15 protein-coding genes, 4 tRNA genes and 2 rRNA genes are annotated in these 21323 nt (G+C 62.6%); 20 read left to right on the top strand and 1 reads right to left on the bottom strand.

Going from position 1 to position 21323, the window contains the following annotated elements:
- The 13 genes from C265_RS23145 to rplL all read left to right on the top strand — a co-directional run.
- A 23S ribosomal RNA gene (locus C265_RS23145) occupies positions 1 to 117 on the top strand; the annotation flags it as partial.
- 113 nt (positions 118 to 230) lie between these two features.
- A 5S ribosomal RNA gene (gene rrf, locus C265_RS23140) occupies positions 231 to 343 on the top strand.
- A gap of 269 nt (positions 344 to 612) precedes the next feature.
- Positions 613 to 698: transfer RNA gene (locus tag C265_RS23135), tRNA-Tyr, on the top strand.
- A gap of 51 nt (positions 699 to 749) precedes the next feature.
- Positions 750 to 823 (top strand) — tRNA-Gly (locus C265_RS23130).
- 37 nt (positions 824 to 860) lie between these two features.
- Positions 861 to 935 (top strand) — tRNA-Thr (locus C265_RS23125).
- 45 nt (positions 936 to 980) lie between these two features.
- Positions 981 to 2171 carry an elongation factor Tu gene (gene tuf / locus C265_RS23120; RefSeq protein WP_010810470.1) on the top strand — a complete coding sequence of 397 codons (1191 nt, stop codon included), beginning with the start codon at positions 981 to 983 and terminating at the stop codon, positions 2169 to 2171.
- A gap of 84 nt (positions 2172 to 2255) precedes the next feature.
- Positions 2256 to 2331 (top strand) — tRNA-Trp (locus C265_RS23115).
- 59 nt (positions 2332 to 2390) lie between these two features.
- Complete coding sequence (gene secE / locus C265_RS23110) at positions 2391 to 2771, top strand: preprotein translocase subunit SecE (RefSeq protein ID WP_010810469.1); 381 nt, start codon at positions 2391 to 2393, stop codon at positions 2769 to 2771.
- A gap of 10 nt (positions 2772 to 2781) precedes the next feature.
- The gene (gene nusG, locus C265_RS23105; protein ID WP_010810468.1) at positions 2782 to 3363 is read left to right on the top strand and encodes a transcription termination/antitermination protein NusG; all 582 of its coding nucleotides are present in this window, start codon (positions 2782 to 2784) and stop codon (positions 3361 to 3363) included.
- A gap of 159 nt (positions 3364 to 3522) precedes the next feature.
- Positions 3523 to 3954: a 50S ribosomal protein L11 gene (gene rplK / locus C265_RS23100; RefSeq protein WP_010810467.1), complete on the top strand. Its 432-nt coding sequence runs from the start codon at positions 3523 to 3525 to the stop codon at positions 3952 to 3954.
- A complete protein-coding gene (rplA, locus tag C265_RS23095) occupies positions 3955 to 4650 on the top strand; it encodes a 50S ribosomal protein L1 (protein ID WP_010810466.1) in 696 nt (231 codons plus the stop codon).
- A gap of 423 nt (positions 4651 to 5073) precedes the next feature.
- Positions 5074 to 5595 (top strand): 50S ribosomal protein L10, encoded by a 522-nt coding sequence (gene rplJ / locus C265_RS23090; protein ID WP_010810465.1) that lies wholly within the window; start codon positions 5074 to 5076, stop codon positions 5593 to 5595.
- A gap of 69 nt (positions 5596 to 5664) precedes the next feature.
- A complete protein-coding gene (rplL, locus tag C265_RS23085; protein WP_010810464.1) occupies positions 5665 to 6039 on the top strand; it encodes a 50S ribosomal protein L7/L12 in 375 nt (124 codons plus the stop codon).
- Between the two features lie 158 nt (positions 6040 to 6197).
- Here rplL and C265_RS32590 read toward each other — a convergent pair whose 3' ends face one another.
- Complete coding sequence (locus C265_RS32590; protein WP_162166395.1) at positions 6198 to 6578, bottom strand: hypothetical protein; 381 nt, start codon at positions 6576 to 6578, stop codon at positions 6198 to 6200.
- Here C265_RS32590 and rpoB point away from each other — a divergent pair.
- The 7 genes from rpoB to C265_RS23050 all read left to right on the top strand — a co-directional run.
- Positions 6459 to 10565 (top strand): DNA-directed RNA polymerase subunit beta, encoded by a 4107-nt coding sequence (rpoB, locus tag C265_RS23080; protein WP_010810463.1) that lies wholly within the window; start codon positions 6459 to 6461, stop codon positions 10563 to 10565. The genes C265_RS32590 and rpoB overlap by 120 nt on opposite strands.
- Before the next feature lie 125 nt (positions 10566 to 10690).
- Entirely contained in the window at positions 10691 to 14938 is a 4248-nt protein-coding gene (gene rpoC / locus C265_RS23075; RefSeq protein ID WP_010810462.1) for a DNA-directed RNA polymerase subunit beta', read from the top strand.
- A 185-nt stretch (positions 14939 to 15123) separates the two neighbouring features.
- Positions 15124 to 16971 carry a DNA helicase RecQ gene (gene recQ, locus C265_RS23070; protein WP_010810461.1) on the top strand — a complete coding sequence of 616 codons (1848 nt, stop codon included), beginning with the start codon at positions 15124 to 15126 and terminating at the stop codon, positions 16969 to 16971.
- Between the two features lie 346 nt (positions 16972 to 17317).
- On the top strand, positions 17318 to 17695 hold the full coding sequence (rpsL, locus tag C265_RS23065; protein ID WP_010810460.1) for a 30S ribosomal protein S12: 378 nt from the start codon (positions 17318 to 17320) through the stop codon (positions 17693 to 17695).
- A gap of 225 nt (positions 17696 to 17920) precedes the next feature.
- On the top strand, positions 17921 to 18391 hold the full coding sequence (gene rpsG, locus C265_RS23060; RefSeq protein ID WP_010810459.1) for a 30S ribosomal protein S7: 471 nt from the start codon (positions 17921 to 17923) through the stop codon (positions 18389 to 18391).
- 117 nt (positions 18392 to 18508) lie between these two features.
- Positions 18509 to 20617 (top strand): elongation factor G, encoded by a 2109-nt coding sequence (gene fusA, locus C265_RS23055; protein ID WP_010810458.1) that lies wholly within the window; start codon positions 18509 to 18511, stop codon positions 20615 to 20617.
- A 78-nt stretch (positions 20618 to 20695) separates the two neighbouring features.
- A partial coding sequence (locus C265_RS23050; RefSeq protein ID WP_010810457.1) for a GTP-binding protein occupies positions 20696 to 21323 on the top strand: 628 nt, incomplete at its 3' end.

Here is a 21323-nt window from a genome sequence, read left to right as displayed (position 1 = left end):
CCTGGCGGCTTGACCGCCTTGAAGGGTCGTTCGAGACCAGGACGTTGATAGGCTGGGTGTGGAAGCGCAGTAATGCGTTAAGCTAACCAGTACTAATTGCCCGTAAGGCTTGATCCTATAACCAGTGTGTTTTGCCTGGTGAGTCGATCGCCTTGTGCCAGATACGCACAACCCCAACTACATCCCTATTCGCAGCGTTGACCTCAACCTCAGCGCTGCAACCCCTCATGCCTGGTGACCATAGCGAGCTGGAACCACCCCTTCCCATCCCGAACAGGTCCGTGAAACAGCTCCGCGCCGATGATAGTGCGGATTCCCGTGTGAAAGTAGGTCATCGCCAGGCTCTTATTCCCAAAACCCCTCGACAGCGTGTGCTGCGAGGGGTTTTGTCTTTTCCGGCTCGTGGTGGCGAGCGGCCTCAGAGCCTCCAGGAGCGACGCTGGAAAGCCCCTATAGGGTGAGAACGCAGAAATCTAAACTGCGCTTGTGGGAGCGATCAGGCGGTTCAAGCGCCACGCTGGAACGCCTTCCCTGGCCTGGCCAAGTACAGCATCCGCAACGGAAAGTGCTTGACAGGCAAGGTGAGAAGCCCCATAATCGATAGTTCTCTGCGGAGAGGTGCCCGAGTGGCTAAAGGGGGCAGACTGTAAATCTGTTGGCTTACGCCTACGCTGGTTCGAATCCAGCCCTCTCCACCAGAATGCAAGACAGCAGCCGGCAGTGCCGGTGAAGAAGCAGGAAAGAACCGGGCGGGTGTAGCTCAATGGTAGAGCAGAAGCCTTCCAAGCTTACGACGAGGGTTCGATTCCCTTCACCCGCTCCAGTCGCGCGGTTGCTGTCAGAGTAGTACGTCAAGTTTCGCCCATGTGGCTCAGTGGTAGAGCACTCCCTTGGTAAGGGAGAGGTCGGCAGTTCGATCCTGCCCATGGGCACCAAATACCACGCACTGGCAATATCGCTACCGAGACAGGAGTCGCGAAATGGCAAAGGAAAAGTTCGAGCGGACCAAGCCGCACGTGAACGTTGGTACGATTGGTCACGTTGACCATGGCAAGACCACGCTGACCGCAGCGATTGCCACGGTGCTGGCAGCCAAGTTCGGCGGTGCCGCCAAGAAGTACGACGAAATCGACGCAGCGCCGGAAGAAAAGGCACGCGGTATTACCATCAATACCGCCCACGTCGAGTACGAAACGGCCAACCGCCACTACGCGCACGTTGACTGCCCGGGCCACGCTGACTATGTGAAGAACATGATCACGGGTGCCGCCCAGATGGACGGCGCGATCCTGGTTTGCTCGGCTGCTGACGGCCCGATGCCGCAAACGCGTGAGCACATCCTGCTGGCCCGCCAGGTTGGCGTGCCGTACATCATCGTGTTCCTGAACAAGTGCGACATGGTGGACGACGCTGAACTGCTCGAGCTGGTCGAGATGGAAGTTCGCGAGCTGCTGTCGAAGTACGAGTTCCCCGGCGACGACACCCCGATCATCAAGGGTTCGGCCAAGCTGGCGCTGGAAGGCGACAAGGGCGAGCTGGGCGAAGTGGCCATCATGAACCTGGCCGACGCGCTGGACACCTACATCCCGACGCCGGAGCGTGCCGTTGACGGTACCTTCCTGATGCCTGTGGAAGACGTGTTCTCGATCTCGGGTCGCGGCACCGTGGTGACCGGCCGTATCGAGCGCGGCGTGGTGAAGGTCGGTGAGGAAATCGAAATCGTCGGTATCAAGCCGACGGTGAAGACCACCTGCACCGGCGTGGAAATGTTCCGCAAGCTGCTGGACCAGGGTCAAGCCGGCGACAACGTTGGCCTGCTGCTGCGCGGCACCAAGCGTGAAGACGTCGAGCGCGGCCAGGTGCTGTGCAAGCCGGGTTCGATCAAGCCGCACACCCACTTCACCGGCGAGGTGTACATCCTGTCGAAGGACGAAGGCGGCCGTCACACCCCGTTCTTCAACAACTACCGCCCGCAGTTCTATTTCCGTACCACCGACGTGACCGGCTCGATCGAGCTGCCGAAGGACAAGGAAATGGTCATGCCGGGTGACAACGTGTCGATCACCGTCAAGCTGATCGCCCCGATCGCCATGGAAGAAGGCCTGCGCTTCGCTATCCGCGAAGGTGGCCGTACCGTCGGCGCCGGCGTCGTGGCAAAGATCCTCGACTAAGTTGTTTGATAGCGAACGCGGCACCAACCGGCCGCGTTCGTTGCCAGAAGGGGTTGGCGCCAGCGCCGGCCCCACAGTTGTTTTAGGGGTATAGCTCAACTGGCAGAGCGTCGGTCTCCAAAACCGAAGGTTGGGGGTTCGATTCCCTCTGCCCCTGCCAAATCAATCAGCCGCGTCGCGAAGAGCAATCGTGACGCGGCTTAGTCTCGTTTGCGAAACATGGCCAATCCCAATGTTGAAACCGTGAACGCCAGCAGCGGCAAGTGGATGCTTGGCGTGGCGGTGCTGCTGGTGGTTGCGGGCGTCATCGGTTTCTATGCACTGGCACAGCAACCGTCTTATGTACGTGGCGCCGCACTGTTCGGTGGTATTGCACTGGGTATCGTAGTTGCGCTGGTGTCGGCACCAGGCAAGGACTTTATCGGGTTCGCCAAGGAATCGTATCGGGAAGTTCGCAAGGTCGTCTGGCCGACGCGCAAGGAAGCCGGGCAAATGACGGGGCTGGTCTTCGTCTTTGTCGTCATCATGGCGCTGTTCCTGTGGTCGGCTGACAAGCTCATCGAGTGGGTCGTCTTCTCGCTCGTGCTGGGCTGGAAATAAGAGGTAGCACATGACGGATAACGCTCAGCAGGAAACCACCGCGCCGGAATCGCCTTCGTCGAAGAAGCGCTGGTATGTCGTGCATGCCTATTCCGGCATGGAGAAGAGCGTGCAGCGCGCGCTGCAGGAGCGCATCGAACGCGCCGAGATGCAGGACAAGTTTGGCCGCATCCTGGTGCCGTCCGAAGAAGTCGTGGAAATCAAGGGCGGCCACAAGTCGGTCACCGAGCGTCGTTTCTTCCCCGGCTACGTGCTGGTGGAAATGGAAATGACCGACGAGACCTGGCACCTGGTGAAGAACACCAGCAAGGTCACCGGTTTCGTGGGCGGCGCCCGCAACCGCCCGAGCCCGATTTCGCAGCGCGAAGTCGACAAGATCATGACCCAGATGCAGGAAGGGGTCGAGAAGCCGCGTCCCAAGACGCTGTTCGAAGTGGGCGAAATGGTGCGCGTCAAGGACGGCCCATTCACCGATTTCAACGGCAACGTGGAAGAAGTGAATTACGAGAAGTCGCGCCTGCGCGTCTCGGTCACGATCTTCGGGCGTGCCACGCCGGTCGAACTCGAGTTCGGCCAGGTCGAGAAGGTTTAAGGAATTTGCCGGTTGCGGCCTGAAAGGGCGGCAACGGGCAACGGCGCCGCCCCGGTGGCGGCGCCAAGAGGAGCGTGAGGCCGTGCCGAAGGTGCGGCGACAGCGCGTTACGACTCAACAGGATCGCATCCCGAAAGAGCGATCCGGATTGGAGTAGAGATGGCCAAGAAGATCATTGGCTTTATCAAGCTGCAGATTCCGGCTGGTAAGGCAAATCCCTCCCCGCCCGTTGGTCCCGCACTGGGTCAGCGTGGTCTGAACATCATGGAGTTCTGCAAGGCGTTCAACGCCCAGACCCAGGGTATGGAACCCGGTCTGCCGGTGCCGGTGGTGATTACCGCCTTCGCCGACAAGAGCTTCACCTTCGTGATGAAGTCGCCCCCGGCGACCGTGCTGATCAAGAAGGCAGCAGGCATCACCAAGGGTTCGCCGAAGCCCCACACCGACAAGGTTGGCAAGATCACCCGCGCCCAGGCTGAAGAAATCGCCAAGGCCAAGAACGCTGACCTGACCGCCGCCGACCTGGACGCCGCCGTGCGTACCATCGCCGGTTCGGCTCGTTCGATGGGTATCACCGTGGAGGGTCTGTAAATGGCTAAGGTTTCCAAGCGCGTCGCCGCCAACAAGGCGAAGATCGAGCGTACCAAGTTTTACCCGATCGACGAGGCCCTGGGCCTGGTGAAGGGCTGCGCTTCGGCGAAGTTCGACGAGTCGATCGACGTGGCCGTGCAGCTGGGCATTGACGCCAAGAAGTCGGACCAGGTGGTTCGTGGTTCGGTGGTGCTGCCCGCAGGTACCGGCAAGTCGGTTCGCGTGGCTGTCTTCGCCCAGGGCGAAAAGGCCGAAGCCGCCAAGGCCGCCGGTGCTGACATCGTCGGCATGGAAGACCTGGCCGAGCAAGTCAAGGCCGGCAACCTGAACTTCGACGTCGTGATCGCTTCGCCGGACACGATGCGTATCGTCGGTACGCTGGGCCAGATCCTGGGCCCGCGCGGCCTGATGCCGAACCCGAAGGTCGGTACCGTGACGCCCGACGTGGCCCAGGCTGTGAAGAACGCCAAGGCTGGCCAGGTGCAGTTCCGTGTCGACAAGGCCGGTATCATCCACGCCACCATCGGCCGCCGCTCGTTCGACGACGCAGCCCTGAAGAGCAACCTGTCCGCACTGCTGGAAGCCCTGGTGAAGTCCAAGCCGGCTACGAGCAAGGGCGTGTACCTGCGCAAGATCGCTGTCTCGTCCACCATGGGCGTTGGCGTGCGCGTGGAACAAGCTTCGCTGTCGGCCTGAGCTGACGGCATGGGCTGACCGGACCCGATAACACCGGTCGGCCGCGAATTGAAGATCCTGGCGTAAGCGGGGATCGGCTCCGAACCTGGTTCTGCCAAGCGGCAGCACAAGGACAGGGAGCAAGGCTTTGGGCAGTGGCGGCAGTCGGACACGTTGTGTTCAGGCAGTCGCCGCTGGTTATCAAAGACCGCTGGTGTCCACATGACCGCAGTCAGGCATGCGGGCTTAATCGGCCGGGAGGTACAAGCAGGGCCAGGTGCCGTGCATGACCAACCCCGGGCAGCCAGCGCAGATGGCGCACCCGAAGGGATTGATGAATCCGGGCCTGTCCCGGGTGATTCGGGCCAATCGGACGCCGTTCGTTTGTGCTGACGTGAAGACTCCGGTATTGCCGGAGGGCTAGCGTCATTTTGGAGCTTAACCGTGCCACTCAATATTGAAGATAAGAAGGCCGTCGTTGCTGAGGTTTCGGCGCAAGTCGCCAAGGCCCAGACCATCGTCGTGGCCGAATATCGCGGCATTACGGTTGGCGATCTGACCAAGCTGCGTTCCACCGCACGTCAGCAAGGCGTGTACCTGCGTGTTCTGAAGAACACGCTGGCCCGCCGCGCCGTCGAAGGTACGCCGTTTGCAAGCCTCGCAGAGCAGATGACCGGTCCGCTGATCTACGGTATTTCCGAAGATGCAGTGTCGTCGGCCAAGGTTCTGAACGACTTCGCCAAGACCAACGACAAGCTGGTCCTGCGCGCCGGGTCGTATGACGGCAAGGTTCTCGACGCTGCCGCCGTGAAGGCGCTGGCCTCGATCCCGAGCCGCGACGAACTGATTGCTCAGCTGCTGGGCGTGATGCAGGCACCGGTGTCGGGCTTCGCCCGTCTGCTGGCTGCACTGGCTGCCAAGAACGCCGAAGGCGCTCCCGCGGAAGCGGAAGCCGCTGGCGCCTAAGGCAATCCAGGCCTCGCATCGAAAGATCGCATTACCGATACCGAATCAAATCTAGTAGGAGTATTTCAAATGGCAATCACCAAAGACGACATCCTGGAAGCCGTTGGCGCGATGTCCGTGATGGAACTGAACGACCTGGTCAAGGCGTTCGAAGAGAAGTTTGGCGTGTCGGCTGCTGCCATGGCTGTGGCTGCTGCCCCGGGCGCCGGCGGTGCCGCCGCTGCTGAAGAGCAGACCGAGTTCAACGTGATCCTGGCCGAAGTCGGCGCCAACAAGGTTGGCGTGATTAAGGCTGTTCGCGAAATCACCGGCCTGGGCCTGAAGGAAGCCAAGGACCTGGTCGATGGCGCACCGAAGCCCGTCAAGGAAGGCGTGGACAAGGCTGCTGCTGCCGAAGCCAAGAAGAAGCTGGAAGACGCTGGCGCGAAGGTCGACGTCAAGTAAGGCATTGCTCGCGTGCCCTTTCGGCACGCGGATGGGGCTGGCAAAGGGAAATTCCCGGCGCCAGCCTTTTTGCGCTTGTGCGAAAGTGTTTTGAGAAGCACTCTTCGCAACAAAAAGTGATGTTTGCGAGTCTCGATGCCCTCGGGCATGCCGGAGTCTCAGCAGAGGCCAAACATCAGTGGCACACTAAGTGGTTGCTGCTGATGTTTGTCTTCTGAACCGACTGCAGAAGACAAGTTTGGTCGGGTGTCCCCCGGGCGAGTACAGGCGTTGCGCTTGATGCGACGACCACACCGCCCGCAGCGTGCGGACACCGTCAGCCAGAGGTTGGTAGCGGCCAACCGCCAAATCCCCTCCCAGTCGCTGAACACCTCAGGTCCGGCCAGGTCCAGCCAGCCCTGCGATGATTCGGAGATCCCATGGCGTACAGCTTCACCGAAAAGAAGCGCATTCGCAAAAGCTTTGCGAAGCGCGCGACGGTACATCAGGTTCCATTCCTGCTTGCCACCCAGATTGAATCCTACACTCAGTTCTTGCAAGCGGAAACGCCGACCGCGCGTCGCAAGACCGAAGGCCTCCAGGCCGCTTTCAACGCAATCTTCCCGATCTCCTCGCATAACGGGCTTGCCCGTATGGAGTTCGTCTCGTATCACCTGTCCAACCCGCCGTTCGACGTCAAGGAATGCCAGCAGCGTGGCCTGACGTTCCACTCGGCCCTGCGTGCCAAGGTTCGCCTGATCATCAACGATCGCGAGAACCCGGGCAAGGTCAAGGAAGTGAAGGAGCAGGAAGTCTACATGGGCGAAATCCCGCTGATGACTTCCACGGGTTCGTTCGTCATCAACGGCACCGAGCGTGTCATCGTCTCGCAGCTGCACCGCTCGCCGGGCGTGTTCTTCGAGCACGACAAGGGCAAGACCCACAGCTCGGGCAAGCTGCTGTTCTCGGCACGTATCATCCCCTACCGCGGTTCGTGGCTGGACTTCGAGTTCGACCCGAAGGACATCCTGTACTTCCGCGTCGACCGCCGCCGCAAGATGCCGGTGACGATCCTGCTGAAGTCGATCGGCCTGACCCCGGAACAGATCCTCGCGCACTTCTTCGTGTTCGACAACTTCACGCTGCAGGCCGAAGGCGCGCAGCTGGAGTTCGTGCCCGAGCGCCTGCGCGGTGAAGTCGCGCGCTTCGACATCGCCGACAAGAACGGCCGCGTGGTGGTCGAGAAGGACAAGCGGATCAACGCCAAGCACATCCGCGACCTGGATTCGGCCGGCACCAAGCTGATCAGCGTGCCGGAAGACTACCTGCTGGGCCGCGTGCTGGCCAAGAACATCATCGACCCGGATACCGGCGAGGTGATTGCCAACGCCAACGACGAGCTGACCGAAACCCTGCTCGAGAACCTGCGCGAAGCCGGCGTCAAGCAGATCCAGACCCTGTACACCAACGACCTGGACCAGGGCCCGTACATGTCGCAGACCCTGCGCGTGGACGAGACCGCCGACCAGACCGCTGCGCGTATCGCGATCTACCGCATGATGCGCCCGGGCGAGCCGCCGACCGAGGAAGCCGTGGAAGCGCTGTTCCAGCGCCTGTTCTACAGCGAAGAGTCGTACGACCTGTCGCGCGTTGGCCGCATGAAGGTCAACAGCCGCCTGGGCCGCCCCAGCGGCGAAGGCGCCATGGTGCTGCAGGACGAGGACATCCTCGAGACCATCAAGATCCTGGTCAACCTGCGCAACGGCAAGGGCGAGGTCGATGACATCGATCACCTGGGCAACCGTCGCGTGCGTTGCGTCGGCGAACTGGCCGAAAACCAGTTCCGCGCCGGCCTGTCGCGCGTGGAGCGTGCCGTCAAGGAACGTCTGGGCCAGGCCGAGACCGAGAACCTGATGCCGCACGACCTGATCAACTCGAAGCCGATCTCGTCGGCGATCCGCGAGTTCTTCGGTTCGTCGCAGCTGTCGCAGTTCATGGACCAGACCAACCCGCTGTCCGAGATCACGCACAAGCGCCGTGTCTCCGCACTGGGCCCGGGCGGCCTGACGCGCGAGCGCGCCGGCTTTGAAGTCCGTGACGTGCACCCGACCCACTATGGCCGCGTGTGCCCGATCGAAACGCCGGAAGGTCCGAACATTGGTCTGATCAACTCGCTGGCACTGTATGCCCGCCTGAACGAATACGGCTTCCTGGAAACGCCGTACCGCAAGGTGGTCGACAGCAAGCTGACCGACCAGGTCGACTACCTGTCCGCGATCGAGGAAGGCAAGTACGTGGTGGCGCAGGCCAACGCGACCGTTGACGCCGACGGCAACCTGACCGACGAACTGGTGTCGGCGCGTGAAGGCTCCGAGCGTGAAACCCGCATGGTCACGCCGGACCGCGTGCAGTACATCGACGTGGCGCCGTCGCAGATCGTGTCGGCCGCTGCCTCGCTGGTTCCGTTCCTGGAACACGATGACGCGAACCGTGCACTGATGGGCGCGAACATGCAGCGCCAGGCCGTGCCTTGCCTGCGTCCGGACAAGCCGCTGGTCGGCACCGGCATCGAGCGCACCGTTGCGGTCGACTCGGGTACGGCCGTGCAGGCGATGCGTGGCGGCGTGGTCGACTACGTCGACGCGATGCGTATCGTGATCCGCGTGAACGACGACGAAGCCGTTGCCGGTGAAGTCGGCGTGGACATCTACAACCTGATCAAGTACACGCGCTCGAACCAGAACACCAACATCAACCAGCGTCCGATGGTGAAGGTCGGCGACCACGTTGCCCGCGGCGACGTGATTGCCGACGGCGCCTCGACCGACCTGGGCGAGCTGGCACTGGGCCAGAACATGCTGGTGGCGTTCATGCCGTGGAACGGCTACAACTTCGAGGATTCGATCCTGATCTCGGAGCGTGTGGTGGCCGAAGACCGCTATACCTCGATCCACATCGAGGAGCTGTCGGTCGTTGCCCGCGACACCAAGCTGGGACCGGAAGAAATCACGCGCGATATCTCGAACCTGGCTGAAGCCCAGCTGGCTCGCCTGGACGAGTCGGGCATCACCTACATCGGCGCTGAAGTCGAAGCCGGCGACGTGCTGGTTGGCAAGGTCACGCCGAAGGGCGAGACCCAGCTGACCCCGGAAGAGAAGCTGCTGCGCGCGATCTTCGGCGAGAAGGCTTCGGACGTGAAGGACACCTCGCTGCGCGTGCCCTCGGGCATGAGCGGCATCGTGATCGACGTCCAGGTCTTCACCCGCGAAGGCGTGACGCGCGACAAGCGTGCCCAGTCGATCATCGACGACGAACTGAAGCGCTACCGCCTGGACCTGAACGACCAGCTGCGTATCGTGGAAGGCGACGCGTTCCAGCGTCTGGAGCGCCTGCTCATCGACAAGACCGTCAATGGCGGTCCGAAGAAGCTGGCCAAGGGTGCCAAGATCACCAAGGAATACCTGGCGGATATCGACAGGTACCACTGGTTCGACATCCGTCCGGCCGACGAAGAACTGGCTGCCCAGCTGGAAGCCGTCAAGGAAGCCATCGAGCAGAAGCGCCACGAGTTCGACCTGGCCTTCGAAGAGAAGCGCAAGAAGCTCACGCAGGGCGACGAACTGCCGCCGGGCGTGATCAAGATGGTCAAGGTGTACCTGGCCGTCAAGCGCCGCCTGCAGCCTGGCGACAAGATGGCCGGCCGTCACGGCAACAAGGGTGTCGTGTCCAAGATCACCCCGATCGAAGACATGCCCTACATGGCCGACGGTACGCCTGCCGACATCGTGCTGAATCCGCTGGGCGTGCCTTCGCGGATGAACGTGGGTCAGATTCTCGAGACCCACCTGGGCTGGGCCGCGCGCGGCCTGGGCGAGCGCATCGGCAACATGCTGAAGGCGCAAGCCAAGGCAGCCGAAGTGCGCAAGCTGCTCACGCAGATCTACAACGAGAGCGGCAAGGTCGAAGACCTCGACAGCCTGTCGGATTCGGAAGTCCTGGAGCTGGCCGAGAACCTGAAGAAGGGCGTGCCGTTCGCGACGCCGGTGTTCGATGGTGCGCATGAGGACGAAATCCGCCGCATGCTGGACCTCGCCTATCCGGAAGAGATCGCGAAGGAGAAGGGCCTGACCGCTTCCAAGCAGCAGGTCACGCTGTTCGACGGCCGCACCGGCGAAGCGTTCGAGCGTCCGGTCACGCTGGGTGTGATGCACATGCTGAAGCTGCACCACCTGGTCGACGACAAGATGCACGCGCGTTCCACCGGCCCGTACTCGCTGGTGACGCAGCAGCCGCTGGGTGGTAAAGCCCAGTTCGGTGGCCAGCGTTTCGGTGAGATGGAAGTTTGGGCACTGGAAGCCTACGGCGCGTCGTACGTGCTGCAGGAAATGCTGACGGTCAAGTCCGATGACGTGAACGGCCGTACCAAGGTGTACGAGAACATCGTCAAGGGCGAGCACTCGATCGATGCCGGCATGCCGGAATCGTTCAACGTGCTGGTGAAGGAAATCCGCTCGCTGGGTATCGACATCGACCTCGATCGCTACTGATCGGGCAGGTGAGGGGAGCCGGTTGCGGCCGGCTCCCTGTCGACACTACAGGCGAAGGATTTCCCACAGGATGAATGCCATCGACCCGGACCAACTCCGGGGCGGTGGCGAAACAAGGAGTTGCAATGAAAGCATTGCTCGATCTCTTTAAGCAGGTACAGCAGGAAGAGCAGTTCGACGCGATCAAGATCGGCCTGGCCTCGCCCGAGAAGATCCGTTCGTGGTCGTACGGCGAAGTGAAGAAGCCGGAAACGATCAACTACCGTACCTTCAAGCCGGAACGCGACGGCCTGTTCTGCGCCAAGATCTTTGGCCCGATCAAGGACTACGAGTGCCTGTGCGGCAAGTACAAGCGCCTGAAGCACCGTGGCGTGATCTGCGAGAAGTGCGGCGTTGAAGTGACGCTGGCCAAGGTGCGCCGCGAGCGCATGGGCCACATCGAACTGGCCGCGCCGACCGCGCACATCTGGTTCCTGAAGTCGCTGCCGTCGCGCCTGGGCATGGTCCTGGACATGACGCTGCGCGACATCGAGCGCGTGCTGTACTTTGAAGCATTCGTGGTGATCGAACCCGGCATGACCCCGCTCAAGAAGAGCCAGATCATGTCCGAGGACGACTACCTGGCGAAGTGCGACGAGTACGGCGAGGGCGAGTTCGTCGCCATGATGGGTGCCGAGGGCATCCGTGAACTGCTGCGCGGCATCGACATTGAGAAGCAGATCGAACAGATCCGCGCCGAGCTGCAGGCCACCGGCTCCGAAGCCAAGATCAAGAAGTTCGCCAAGCGCCTGAAGGTGCTCGAGGCCTTCCAGCGTTCGGGCATCAAGCCCGAGTGGATGATCCTCGAAGTGCTGCCGGTGCTGCCGCCCGAGTTGCGTCCGCTGGTGCCGCTGGACGGCGGCCGCTTCGCGACCTCGGACCTGAACGACCTGTATCGCCGCGTCATCAACCGTAACAACCGCCTGAAGCGCCTGCTGGAGCTGAAAGCGCCTGAAATCATCGTGCGCAACGAAAAGCGCATGCTGCAGGAAGCGGTTGACTCGCTGCTGGACAACGGCCGTCGCGGCAAGGCGATGACCGGTGCCAACAAGCGTCCGCTGAAGTCCCTGGCCGAAATGATCAAGGGCAAGGGCGGCCGTTTCCGTCAGAACCTGCTGGGCAAGCGCGTCGACTACTCGGGCCGTTCGGTCATCGTGGTGGGCCCGACGCTCAAGCTGCACCAGTGCGGCCTGCCCAAGCTGATGGCGCTCGAGCTGTTCAAGCCGTTCATCTTCCACAAGCTGGAAACGATGGGCATCGCCACCACCATCAAGGCGGCGAAGAAGGAAGTCGAAAGCCAGACCCCGGTGGTGTGGGACATCCTCGAAGAGGTGATCCGCGAGCACCCGGTGATGCTGAACCGTGCGCCGACGCTGCACCGCCTGGGTATCCAGGCGTTCGAGCCGGTGCTGATCGAAGGCAAGGCCATCCAGCTGCATCCGCTGGTCTGCGCGGCGTTCAACGCCGACTTCGACGGTGACCAGATGGCTGTCCACGTGCCGCTGTCGCTGGAAGCGCAGATGGAAGCCCGCACCCTGATGCTGGCCTCCAACAACGTGCTGTTCCCGGCCAACGGCGATCCGTCGATCGTGCCGTCGCAAGACGTGGTGCTGGGTCTGTACTACACGACCCGCGACAAGATCAACGGCCGCGGCGAGGGCATGACCTTTGCCGACATCAGCGAAGTGATTCGCGCCTACGAGAACAAGGAAGTCGAACTGGCTTCGCGCGTGAACGTGCGTATCACCGAGTATGAGCTGGTCGACAAGGACGCCGAGGGCGACGCCCGTTTCGCACCCAAGATCACGCTGCAGGCCACCACGGTCGGCCGCGCGATCCTGTCCGAGATCCTGCCCAAGGGGCTGCCGTTCTCGGTGCTGAACAAGCCGCTCAAGAAGAAGGAAATCTCGCGCCTGATCAACACCGCGTTCCGCAAGTGCGGCCTGCGCGAGACTGTGATCTTCGCCGACAAGCTGCTGCAGTCGGGCTTCCGCCTGGCTACCCGTGCCGGTATCTCGATCGCCATCGACGATATGCTGGTGCCGCCGCAGAAGGAAAAGATCATCGCCGAGGCCTCGGCCAAGGTGAAGGAATACGACAAGCAGTACATGTCGGGTCTGGTGACCGACCAGGAACGCTACAACAACGTCGTTGACATCTGGGGCGCCGCCGGCGACCAGGTGGGCAAGGCGATGATGGAGCAGCTCCAGCACGAGGACGTGGTCGACCGCGAAGGCAAGACCGTGAAGCAAGAGTCGTTCAACTCCATCTATATGATGGCCGACTCGGGTGCACGGGGCTCGGCAGCGCAGATCCGCCAGCTGGCCGGTATGCGTGGCCTGATGGCCAAGCCGGACGGCTCGATCATTGAAACGCCGATTACGGCGAACTTCCGTGAAGGCCTGAACGTTCTGCAGTACTTCATCTCGACCCACGGCGCCCGTAAGGGCCTGGCCGATACGGCACTGAAGACCGCGAACTCGGGTTACCTGACCCGTCGTCTGGTCGACGTGACGCAGGATCTGGTCGTGGTGGAGGACGATTGCGGCACCTCCAACGGCGTGGCCATGAAGGCCCTGGTCGAAGGCGGTGAAGTGATCGAAGCCCTGCGCGACCGTATCCTCGGCCGTGTGACCGTGGCCGACGTGGTCAACCCTGAAACCCAGGAGACCGCGATCGAAGCCGGCACGCTGCTGGACGAAGACCTGGTCGAGCTGATCGACAACATCGGCGTGGACGAAGTCAAGGTCCGCACCCCGCTGTCGTGCGACACGCGCTACGGCCTGTGCGGCAAGTGCTATGGCCGCGACCTGGGCCGCGGCGTGCTGGTGAACTCCGGCGAAGCGGTGGGCGTGATTGCCGCTCAGTCGATCGGTGAGCCGGGCACGCAGCTGACCATGCGTACGTTCCACATCGGTGGTGCGGCATCGCGTGCGGCAGTGGCGTCGAGCGTGGAAGCCAAGGCAACCGGTACCGTGCGTTTCACGGCGACCATGCGTTACGTCACCAATGCGAAGGGCGAGCTGATCGTCATCTCGCGTTCGGGCGAGGCGCTGATCACCGACGACCACGGCCGCGAGCGCGAACGCCACAAGATCCCGTACGGCGCCACGCTGCTGGTGCAGGACGGCCAGGCCATCAAGGCTGGCACGCAGCTGGCCACGTGGGATGCGCTGACTCGCCCGATCGTTTCGGAATACACCGGTACGACCAAGTTCGAGAACGTCGAAGAAGGCGTGACCGTCGCCAAGCAGATGGACGAAGTGACGGGCCTGTCGACCCTGGTGGTGATCGACGCCAAGCGCCGCACGGCTGCAACCAAGGGCATCCGCCCGCAGGTCAAGCTGCTCGACGCCAACGGCCAGGAAGTGAAGATCCCGGGCACGGACCACTCCGTGACCATCGGCTTCCAGGTCGGCGCGCTGATTACCGTGAAGGATGGCCAGCAGGTGCACGTGGGTGAAGTGCTCGCGCGTATCCCGACCGAGTCGCAGAAGACCCGCGACATTACCGGTGGTCTGCCGCGAGTGGCCGAGCTGTTCGAAGCGCGTTCGCCGAAGGACGCCGCCGTGCTGGCGGAAGTCACCGGCACGACCTCGTTCGGCAAGGACACCAAGGGCAAGCAGCGCCTGGTCATCACCGACCTGGACGGCAATGCCCACGAGTTCCTGATCGCGAAGGAAAAGCAGGTGCTGGTGCACGACGGCCAGGTGGTGAACAAGGGTGAAATGATCGTGGAAGGTCCGGCGGACCCGCACGACATCCTGCGCCTGAAGGGCATCGAAGAGCTGGCGCACTACATCGTGGACGAAGTCCAGGACGTGTACCGTCTGCAGGGCGTGAAGATCAACGACAAGCATATCGAAGTGATTGTTCGTCAGATGCTGCGCCGCGTGCAGATCGCCGACGTGGGCGACACCAAGTTCATCCCGGGTGAACAGGTGGAGCGTTCGGAACTGCTCGACGAGAACGACCGCGTGATCGCCGAAGGCAAGCGTCCGGCCACGTACGAGAACCTGCTGCTCGGTATCACCAAGGCGTCGCTGTCGACCGACAGCTTCATCTCGGCGGCATCGTTCCAGGAAACCACGCGCGTGCTGACCGAAGCCGCGATCATGGGCAAGACCGACGACCTGCGTGGTCTGAAGGAAAACGTGATCGTCGGCCGTCTGATCCCGGCCGGTACCGGCCTGGCCTACCACCGCGCCCGCAAGGCGCGCGAGGCCTCCGAGCGCGAACGCGCCCAGGCGATCGCCGAAGAAGAGCAGTCGCTCTTCATCGAGCCGGCGCCGGTGGTGCAGGCGACGACCGAAGGCGAAGGCGACAACGCCTGATCGCAGTAAGCTGTTTGCCGCCGCAAGGTGGCCCGAAAGCCCGGCTGATCCAGCCGGGCTTTTTTTCTTTCCGCCCGCAGCCGGCCCTGTCGTGAGAATGTTCGGACTGTTAGCCCGGCGGGCACGGAAGCGGCCCCCTTAGTGGTATGGTTACGGCTTTTCCGGCTTCAGCAATTCCGTTGTCTATGTCGCACGCGCTGGCGATCCTCAAAGATGTGTTCGGCTACCACGCCTTCCGTGGGCGCCAGGCCGAGATCATCGACCACGTTGCGACGGGCGGCGACTGCCTGGTGCTGATGCCGACCGGCGGCGGCAAGTCGCTGTGCTACCAGATCCCGGCGCTGCTGCGCCAGCGTGCCGGCGACGGCGTCGGCATCGTGGTGTCGCCGCTGATCGCGCTGATGCAGGACCAGGTCGCGGCACTGACGGAAGCCGGCGTGCGCGCCGCAGTGCTCAATTCGACGCTGACCGGAGCCGAGGCCTCGGCGGTCGAGCGCGACCTGCTGGCCGGGCGCATCGAGATCCTCTACGTGGCGCCGGAGCGGCTGATGACGCCACGCTTCCAGGACTTGCTCGAGCGCATTCGGGTCGGGCTCTTTGCCATCGACGAAGCGCACTGCGTGTCGCAGTGGGGCCACGACTTCCGCCCCGAGTACATCCAGTTGTCGGTGCTGCACGAGCGCTTCCCGTACGTGCCGCGCATCGCGCTGACGGCAACGGCCGACGCACTCACGCGCAACGAGATCATCGAGCGGCTGGCGCTGGACAACGCCCGCGTCTTCATCTCTAGCTTCGACCGGCCCAATATCCGCTACCGCATCGTCGAGAAGGACAATGCGCGCCAGCAGCTGCTGGCCTTCATCAAGGCCGAGCACACCGCGGCCGACGGCACCCATGACAGCGGCATCGTCTATTGCCTGTCACGCAAGAAGGTGGAGGACACGGCGCAGTGGCTGAGCGGACAGGGCATCAATGCGCTGGGCTACCACGCCGGCATGGATGCCCAGGTGCGCCAGCACCACCAGGCCCGCTTCCGCGAGGAAGAAGGGCTGGTGATGGTGGCGACGATCGCCTTCGGCATGGGTATCGACAAGCCCGACGTGCGCTTTGTCGCCCACCTGGACCTGCCCAAGAGCATGGAAGGCTACTACCAGGAAACCGGGCGCGCCGGCCGCGACGGCCTGCCGGCCAATGCCTGGATGGCCTACGGCCTGGGCGACGTGGTGCAGCAGAAGCGCATGATCGACGAGTCCGAGGCGGACGACGCCTTCAAGCGCGTGTCGTCGTCCAAGCTCGATGCGCTGCTCGGCCTGTGCGAGACCGCAGGCTGCCGGCGCGTGCGCATCCTGGCGTATTTCAACGAGGCCAGCGAACCCTGCGGCAACTGCGACACCTGTCTGGAGCCGCCGGCCACCTGGGACGGCACGCGCGAGGCGCAGATGGCGCTGTCCTGCGTGTACCGCACCGCGCAGGCGAGCCGGGTTCACTTCGGCGCCACCCACCTGATCGACGTGCTGCGCGGCAACAGCTCGGAGAAGATCCGCCAGTGGGGGCACGACAAGGTGTCCACCTTCGGCATCGGCAAGGACCGCTCGGTGCATGAATGGCATACGGTGTTCCGCCAGCTGATCGCCCAGGGTCTGCTGACCATCGACCATGGCGGGCATGGCGCGCTGCTGCTGGGCGAGGACGCGCGCGCGGTGCTCAAGGGCGAGCGCCAGATCATCCTGCGCCGCCAGGCCACCAAGCCGGGCAAGTCCGGCGAGCGTGCCGCACGCGGCACCCGCACCGACCACACCGCGGACATGGACGCAGACATGCTGGCCAACTGGGAGGCGCTGCGCCGCTGGCGCACCGAGGCCGCGCGCGAGCACGGCGTGCCGGCCTATGTCATCTTCCACGATGCAACGCTGGCGGAGCTGGCCCGGACCGCGCCGGGCTCCCTGTCGGCGATGCAGGGCATTCCCGGGATCGGTGCCTCCAAACTGGAGCGCTATGGACAGTCCATCCTGGAAGCGCTCCGCGGGGTCTGACCGAGGGCAGCGTCAGCGCGTCCCGGGTCGGTATACGGCTTGACGGTATACGATTCCCCTGCTAGGATGCCAGATTCGAGTTTTTGGCTTTGGATTTCGCTCGCCCGTCGGAGAAGTGGCCTTTAGGCCGCGGCCGGCAAGCCTTCCGGACTGGGTTCCCATGGACCGGTGGCGGCAGATGCGGGATCCGGGTGCCGGCTCGCGCTCTTTGGCATGCTGTTACCGCACAGTCCCGTCTCCAGAGCGCGTCCGCTCATCTCTCCCGCCCAAAACCCGTAGTTGCCTCTCCATTTCGGTGCATGCCGGTGCGAGGGGCGTTTTTCGTCAAACCAAGCTGGATTGAACAATGCCAACTATCAACCAACTGGTTCGCAAGCCGCGCGTCTCTGAAGTCGTCAAGAGCAAGAGCCCGGCGCTTGAGAACTGCCCCCAGCGCCGTGGCGTGTGCACCCGCGTGTACACCACGACGCCGAAGAAGCCGAACTCGGCACTGCGTAAGGTTGCCAAGGTGCGCCTGACCAACGGTTTCGAAGTGATTTCGTACATCGGCGGTGAAGGCCACAACCTGCAGGAACACTCGGTCGTGCTGATCCGCGGCGGCCGTGTGAAGGATCTGCCGGGTGTGCGTTACCACATCGTCCGTGGCTCGCTCGACCTGCAAGGCGTGAAGGACCGCAAGCAGGCTCGTTCGAAGTACGGCGCGAAGCGTCCGAAGGCAGCCTAAGCTATAGCAGCCTGGGTCGGAAAGACCCGAAGCAACAAACGATAGCCTGTGGCGCGAGTCATGGTGCTGTCACCAGGCGGCGGTACAACGGAGCGCCTTTTTGGCAACCGTGCCGTCGAGTAAGTGGTCACCCGGCGAATTTGCTGTCTATCGCATGCAAGCTAGTTGGTGGCCGGAGAGCGGGAAAAACTGACCACGCTCTCAACTGAATCTAAAGGAAAGAAGATGCCACGTCGTCGTGAAGTCCCCAAGCGGGATGTTCTGCCTGATCCGAAGTTCGGCAACGTTGAAGTTGCCAAGTTCATGAACGTGCTGATGCTGGACGGCAAGAAGTCGGTTGCCGAACGTATCGTCTATGGCGCGTTCGACCAGATCGAAAAGAAGGCAGGCAAGGCCCCCATCGAAGTGTTCTCCGTTGCCATCAACAACGTGAAGCCGGTGGTGGAAGTGAAGAGCCGTCGCGTGGGCGGCGCCAACTATCAGGTTCCGGTCGAAGTCCGTCCGTCGCGTCGTCTGGCATTGGCGATGCGTTGGCTGCGCGAGGCCGCGAAGAAACGCAGCGAGAAGTCGATGGCGCTGCGCCTGGCAGGTGAGCTGCTGGAAGCATCGGAAGGCCGTGGCGGCGCAATGAAGAAGCGTGACGAAGTGCACCGCATGGCCGAAGCCAACAAGGCGTTCTCGCATTTCCGCTTCTAAGCGCGCGATAGCGTTTGTTGGTTGCCGGGCGGGCTGTGTTTTTACACATCTCGCCCGTTTGTGTTAGGGGCGCGGGCCATGAGATGCCGGCGCCTCACGGACGAATAGAGGATTAAAGTGGCTCGTAAGACTCCCATTGAGCGCTACCGCAATATCGGTATCTCGGCTCACATTGACGCGGGTAAAACCACCACGACCGAGCGCATCCTGTTCTACACCGGTGTGAACCACAAGATCGGTGAAGTCCATGATGGCGCGGCCACCATGGACTGGATGGAGCAGGAGCAGGAGCGCGGCATCACCATCACGTCTGCTGCGACCACCGCCTTCTGGAAGGGCATGGCCGGCAACTACCCCGAGCATCGCTTCAACATCATCGACACCCCGGGACACGTGGACTTCACCATCGAGGTGGAGCGTTCCATGCGCGTGCTGGACGGCGCGTGCATGGTGTACTGCGCAGTGGGTGGCGTGCAGCCGCAGTCGGAAACCGTCTGGCGTCAGGCCAACAAGTACAAGGTGCCGCGTCTGGCGTTCGTCAACAAGATGGACCGTACCGGCGCGAACTTCTTCAAGGTCTACGACCAGCTGAAGACCCGCCTGAAGGCCAACCCGGTGCCCGTCGTGGTGCCGATCGGCGCTGAAGACGGCTTCCAGGGCGTCGTCGATCTGCTGGAAATGAAGGCGATCATTTGGGACGAAGCCAGCCAGGGCGTGAAGTTCGAATACCAGGACATCCCGGCCGAGCTGCAAGCCACCGCTGACGAATGGCGCGAGAAGATGGTCGAGTCTGCCGCCGAAGCCAGCGAAGAGCTGATGGAAAAGTACCTGGGCGGCGAAGAGCTGACCCGCGCCGAGATCGTCAAGGCGCTGCGTGACCGTACCATCGCCTGCGAAATCCAGCCGATGCTGTGCGGCACCGCGTTCAAGAACAAGGGCGTGCAGCGCATGCTCGACGCCGTGATCGACTTCCTGCCGTCGCCGGTCGACATTCCGCCGGTTACGGGCACGGACGAGGACGACAGCGAGAAGAAGCTCGAGCGCAAGGCTGACGACAACGAAAAGTTCTCGGCACTGGCGTTCAAGATCATGACCGACCCGTTCGTTGGTCAGCTGATCTTCTTCCGCGTGTACTCGGGCAAGATCAATTCGGGCGACACCGTGTACAACCCGGTCAAGAGCAAGAAGGAACGCCTCGGCCGTATTCTGCAGATGCATGCCAACCAGCGCGAAGAAATCAAGGAAGTGCTGGCCGGCGACATCGCCGCTGCGGTGGGTCTGAAGGACGCCACCACGGGCGACACGCTGTGCGATCCGGCTGCACCGATCGTGCTCGAGCGCATGGTGTTCCCGGAGCCGGTGATCTCGCAGGCTGTCGAGCCGAAGACCAAGGCTGACCAGGAAAAGATGGGCATCGCCCTGAACCGCCTGGCCGCTGAAGATCCGTCGTTCCGCGTGCGTACCGATGAAGAATCGGGTCAGACCATCATTTCGGGCATGGGCGAGCTCCACCTCGAAATTCTGGTCGACCGCATGAAGCGCGAATTTGGCGTGGAAGCCAACATCGGCGCGCCGCAGGTGGCTTACCGCGAAACCATTCGCAAGACGGCTGAAGGCGTCGAGGGCAAGTTCGTCAAGCAGTCGGGCGGCCGCGGCCAGTACGGTCACGCTGTGATCACGCTGGAGCCGCAAGAGCCGGGCAAGGGCTTCGAGTTCATCGACGCCATCAAGGGCGGTGTGATTCCTCGCGAATACATCCCGGCGGTCGAAAAGGGTATCGTCGACACGCTGCCGAACGGCATCCTGGCTGGCTTCCCGGTGGTGGACGTGAAGGTCACGCTGACGTTCGGTTCGTACCACGACGTGGACTCGAACGAAAACGCGTTCCGCATGGCCGGCTCGATGGCTTTCAAGGAAGCCATGCGCAAGGCCAGCCCGGTTCTGCTCGAGCCGATGATGGCCGTGGAAGTGGAAACGCCGGAAGACTACACGGGTACCGTGATGGGCGACCTGTCGTCCCGCCGCGGCATCGTGCAGGGCATGGACGACATGGTGGGCGGCGGCAAGATCATCAAGGCCGAAGTCCCGCTGTCGGAAATGTTCGGTTATTCCACGTCGCTGCGCTCGGCCACGCAAGGCCGCGCCACGTACACCATGGAATTCAAGCACTACGCTGAAGCACCGAAGAACATCGCCGAAGCCGTGATGTCGGCCAAGGGCAAGTAATTGGAAGTTTGCCGCCGCGCCTGCCGGTGCGGCGGCGCGATGAAACAACAAGACTGCATTCCTATCAGGAGTTAAGAAATGGCAAAGGAAAAGTTCGAGCGGACCAAGCCGCACGTGAACGTTGGTACGATTGGTCACGTTGACCATGGCAAGACCACGCTGACCGCAGCGATTGCCACGGTGCTGGCAGCCAAGTTCGGCGGTGCCGCCAAGAAGTACGACGAAATCGACGCAGCGCCGGAAGAAAAGGCACGCGGTATTACCATCAATACCGCCCACGTCGAGTACGAAACGGCCAACCGCCACTACGCGCACGTTGACTGCCCGGGCCACGCTGACTATGTGAAGAACATGATCACGGGTGCCGCCCAGATGGACGGCGCGATCCTGGTTTGCTCGGCTGCTGACGGCCCGATGCCGCAAACGCGTGAGCACATCCTGCTGGCCCGCCAGGTTGGCGTGCCGTACATCATCGTGTTCCTGAACAAGTGCGACATGGTGGACGACGCTGAACTGCTCGAGCTGGTCGAGATGGAAGTTCGCGAGCTGCTGTCGAAGTACGAGTTCCCCGGCGACGACACCCCGATCATCAAGGGTTCGGCCAAGCTGGCGCTGGAAGGCGACAAGGGCGAGCTGGGCGAAGTGGCCATCATGAACCTGGCCGACGCGCTGGACACCTACATCCCGACGCCGGAGCGTGCCGTTG

The sequence above is a fragment of the Cupriavidus sp. GA3-3 genome (assembly GCF_000389805.1).
Taxonomy (GTDB): Bacteria; Pseudomonadota; Gammaproteobacteria; order Burkholderiales; family Burkholderiaceae; genus Cupriavidus; species Cupriavidus necator_D.
This window is presented reverse-complemented; position numbering and strand designations above follow the sequence as displayed.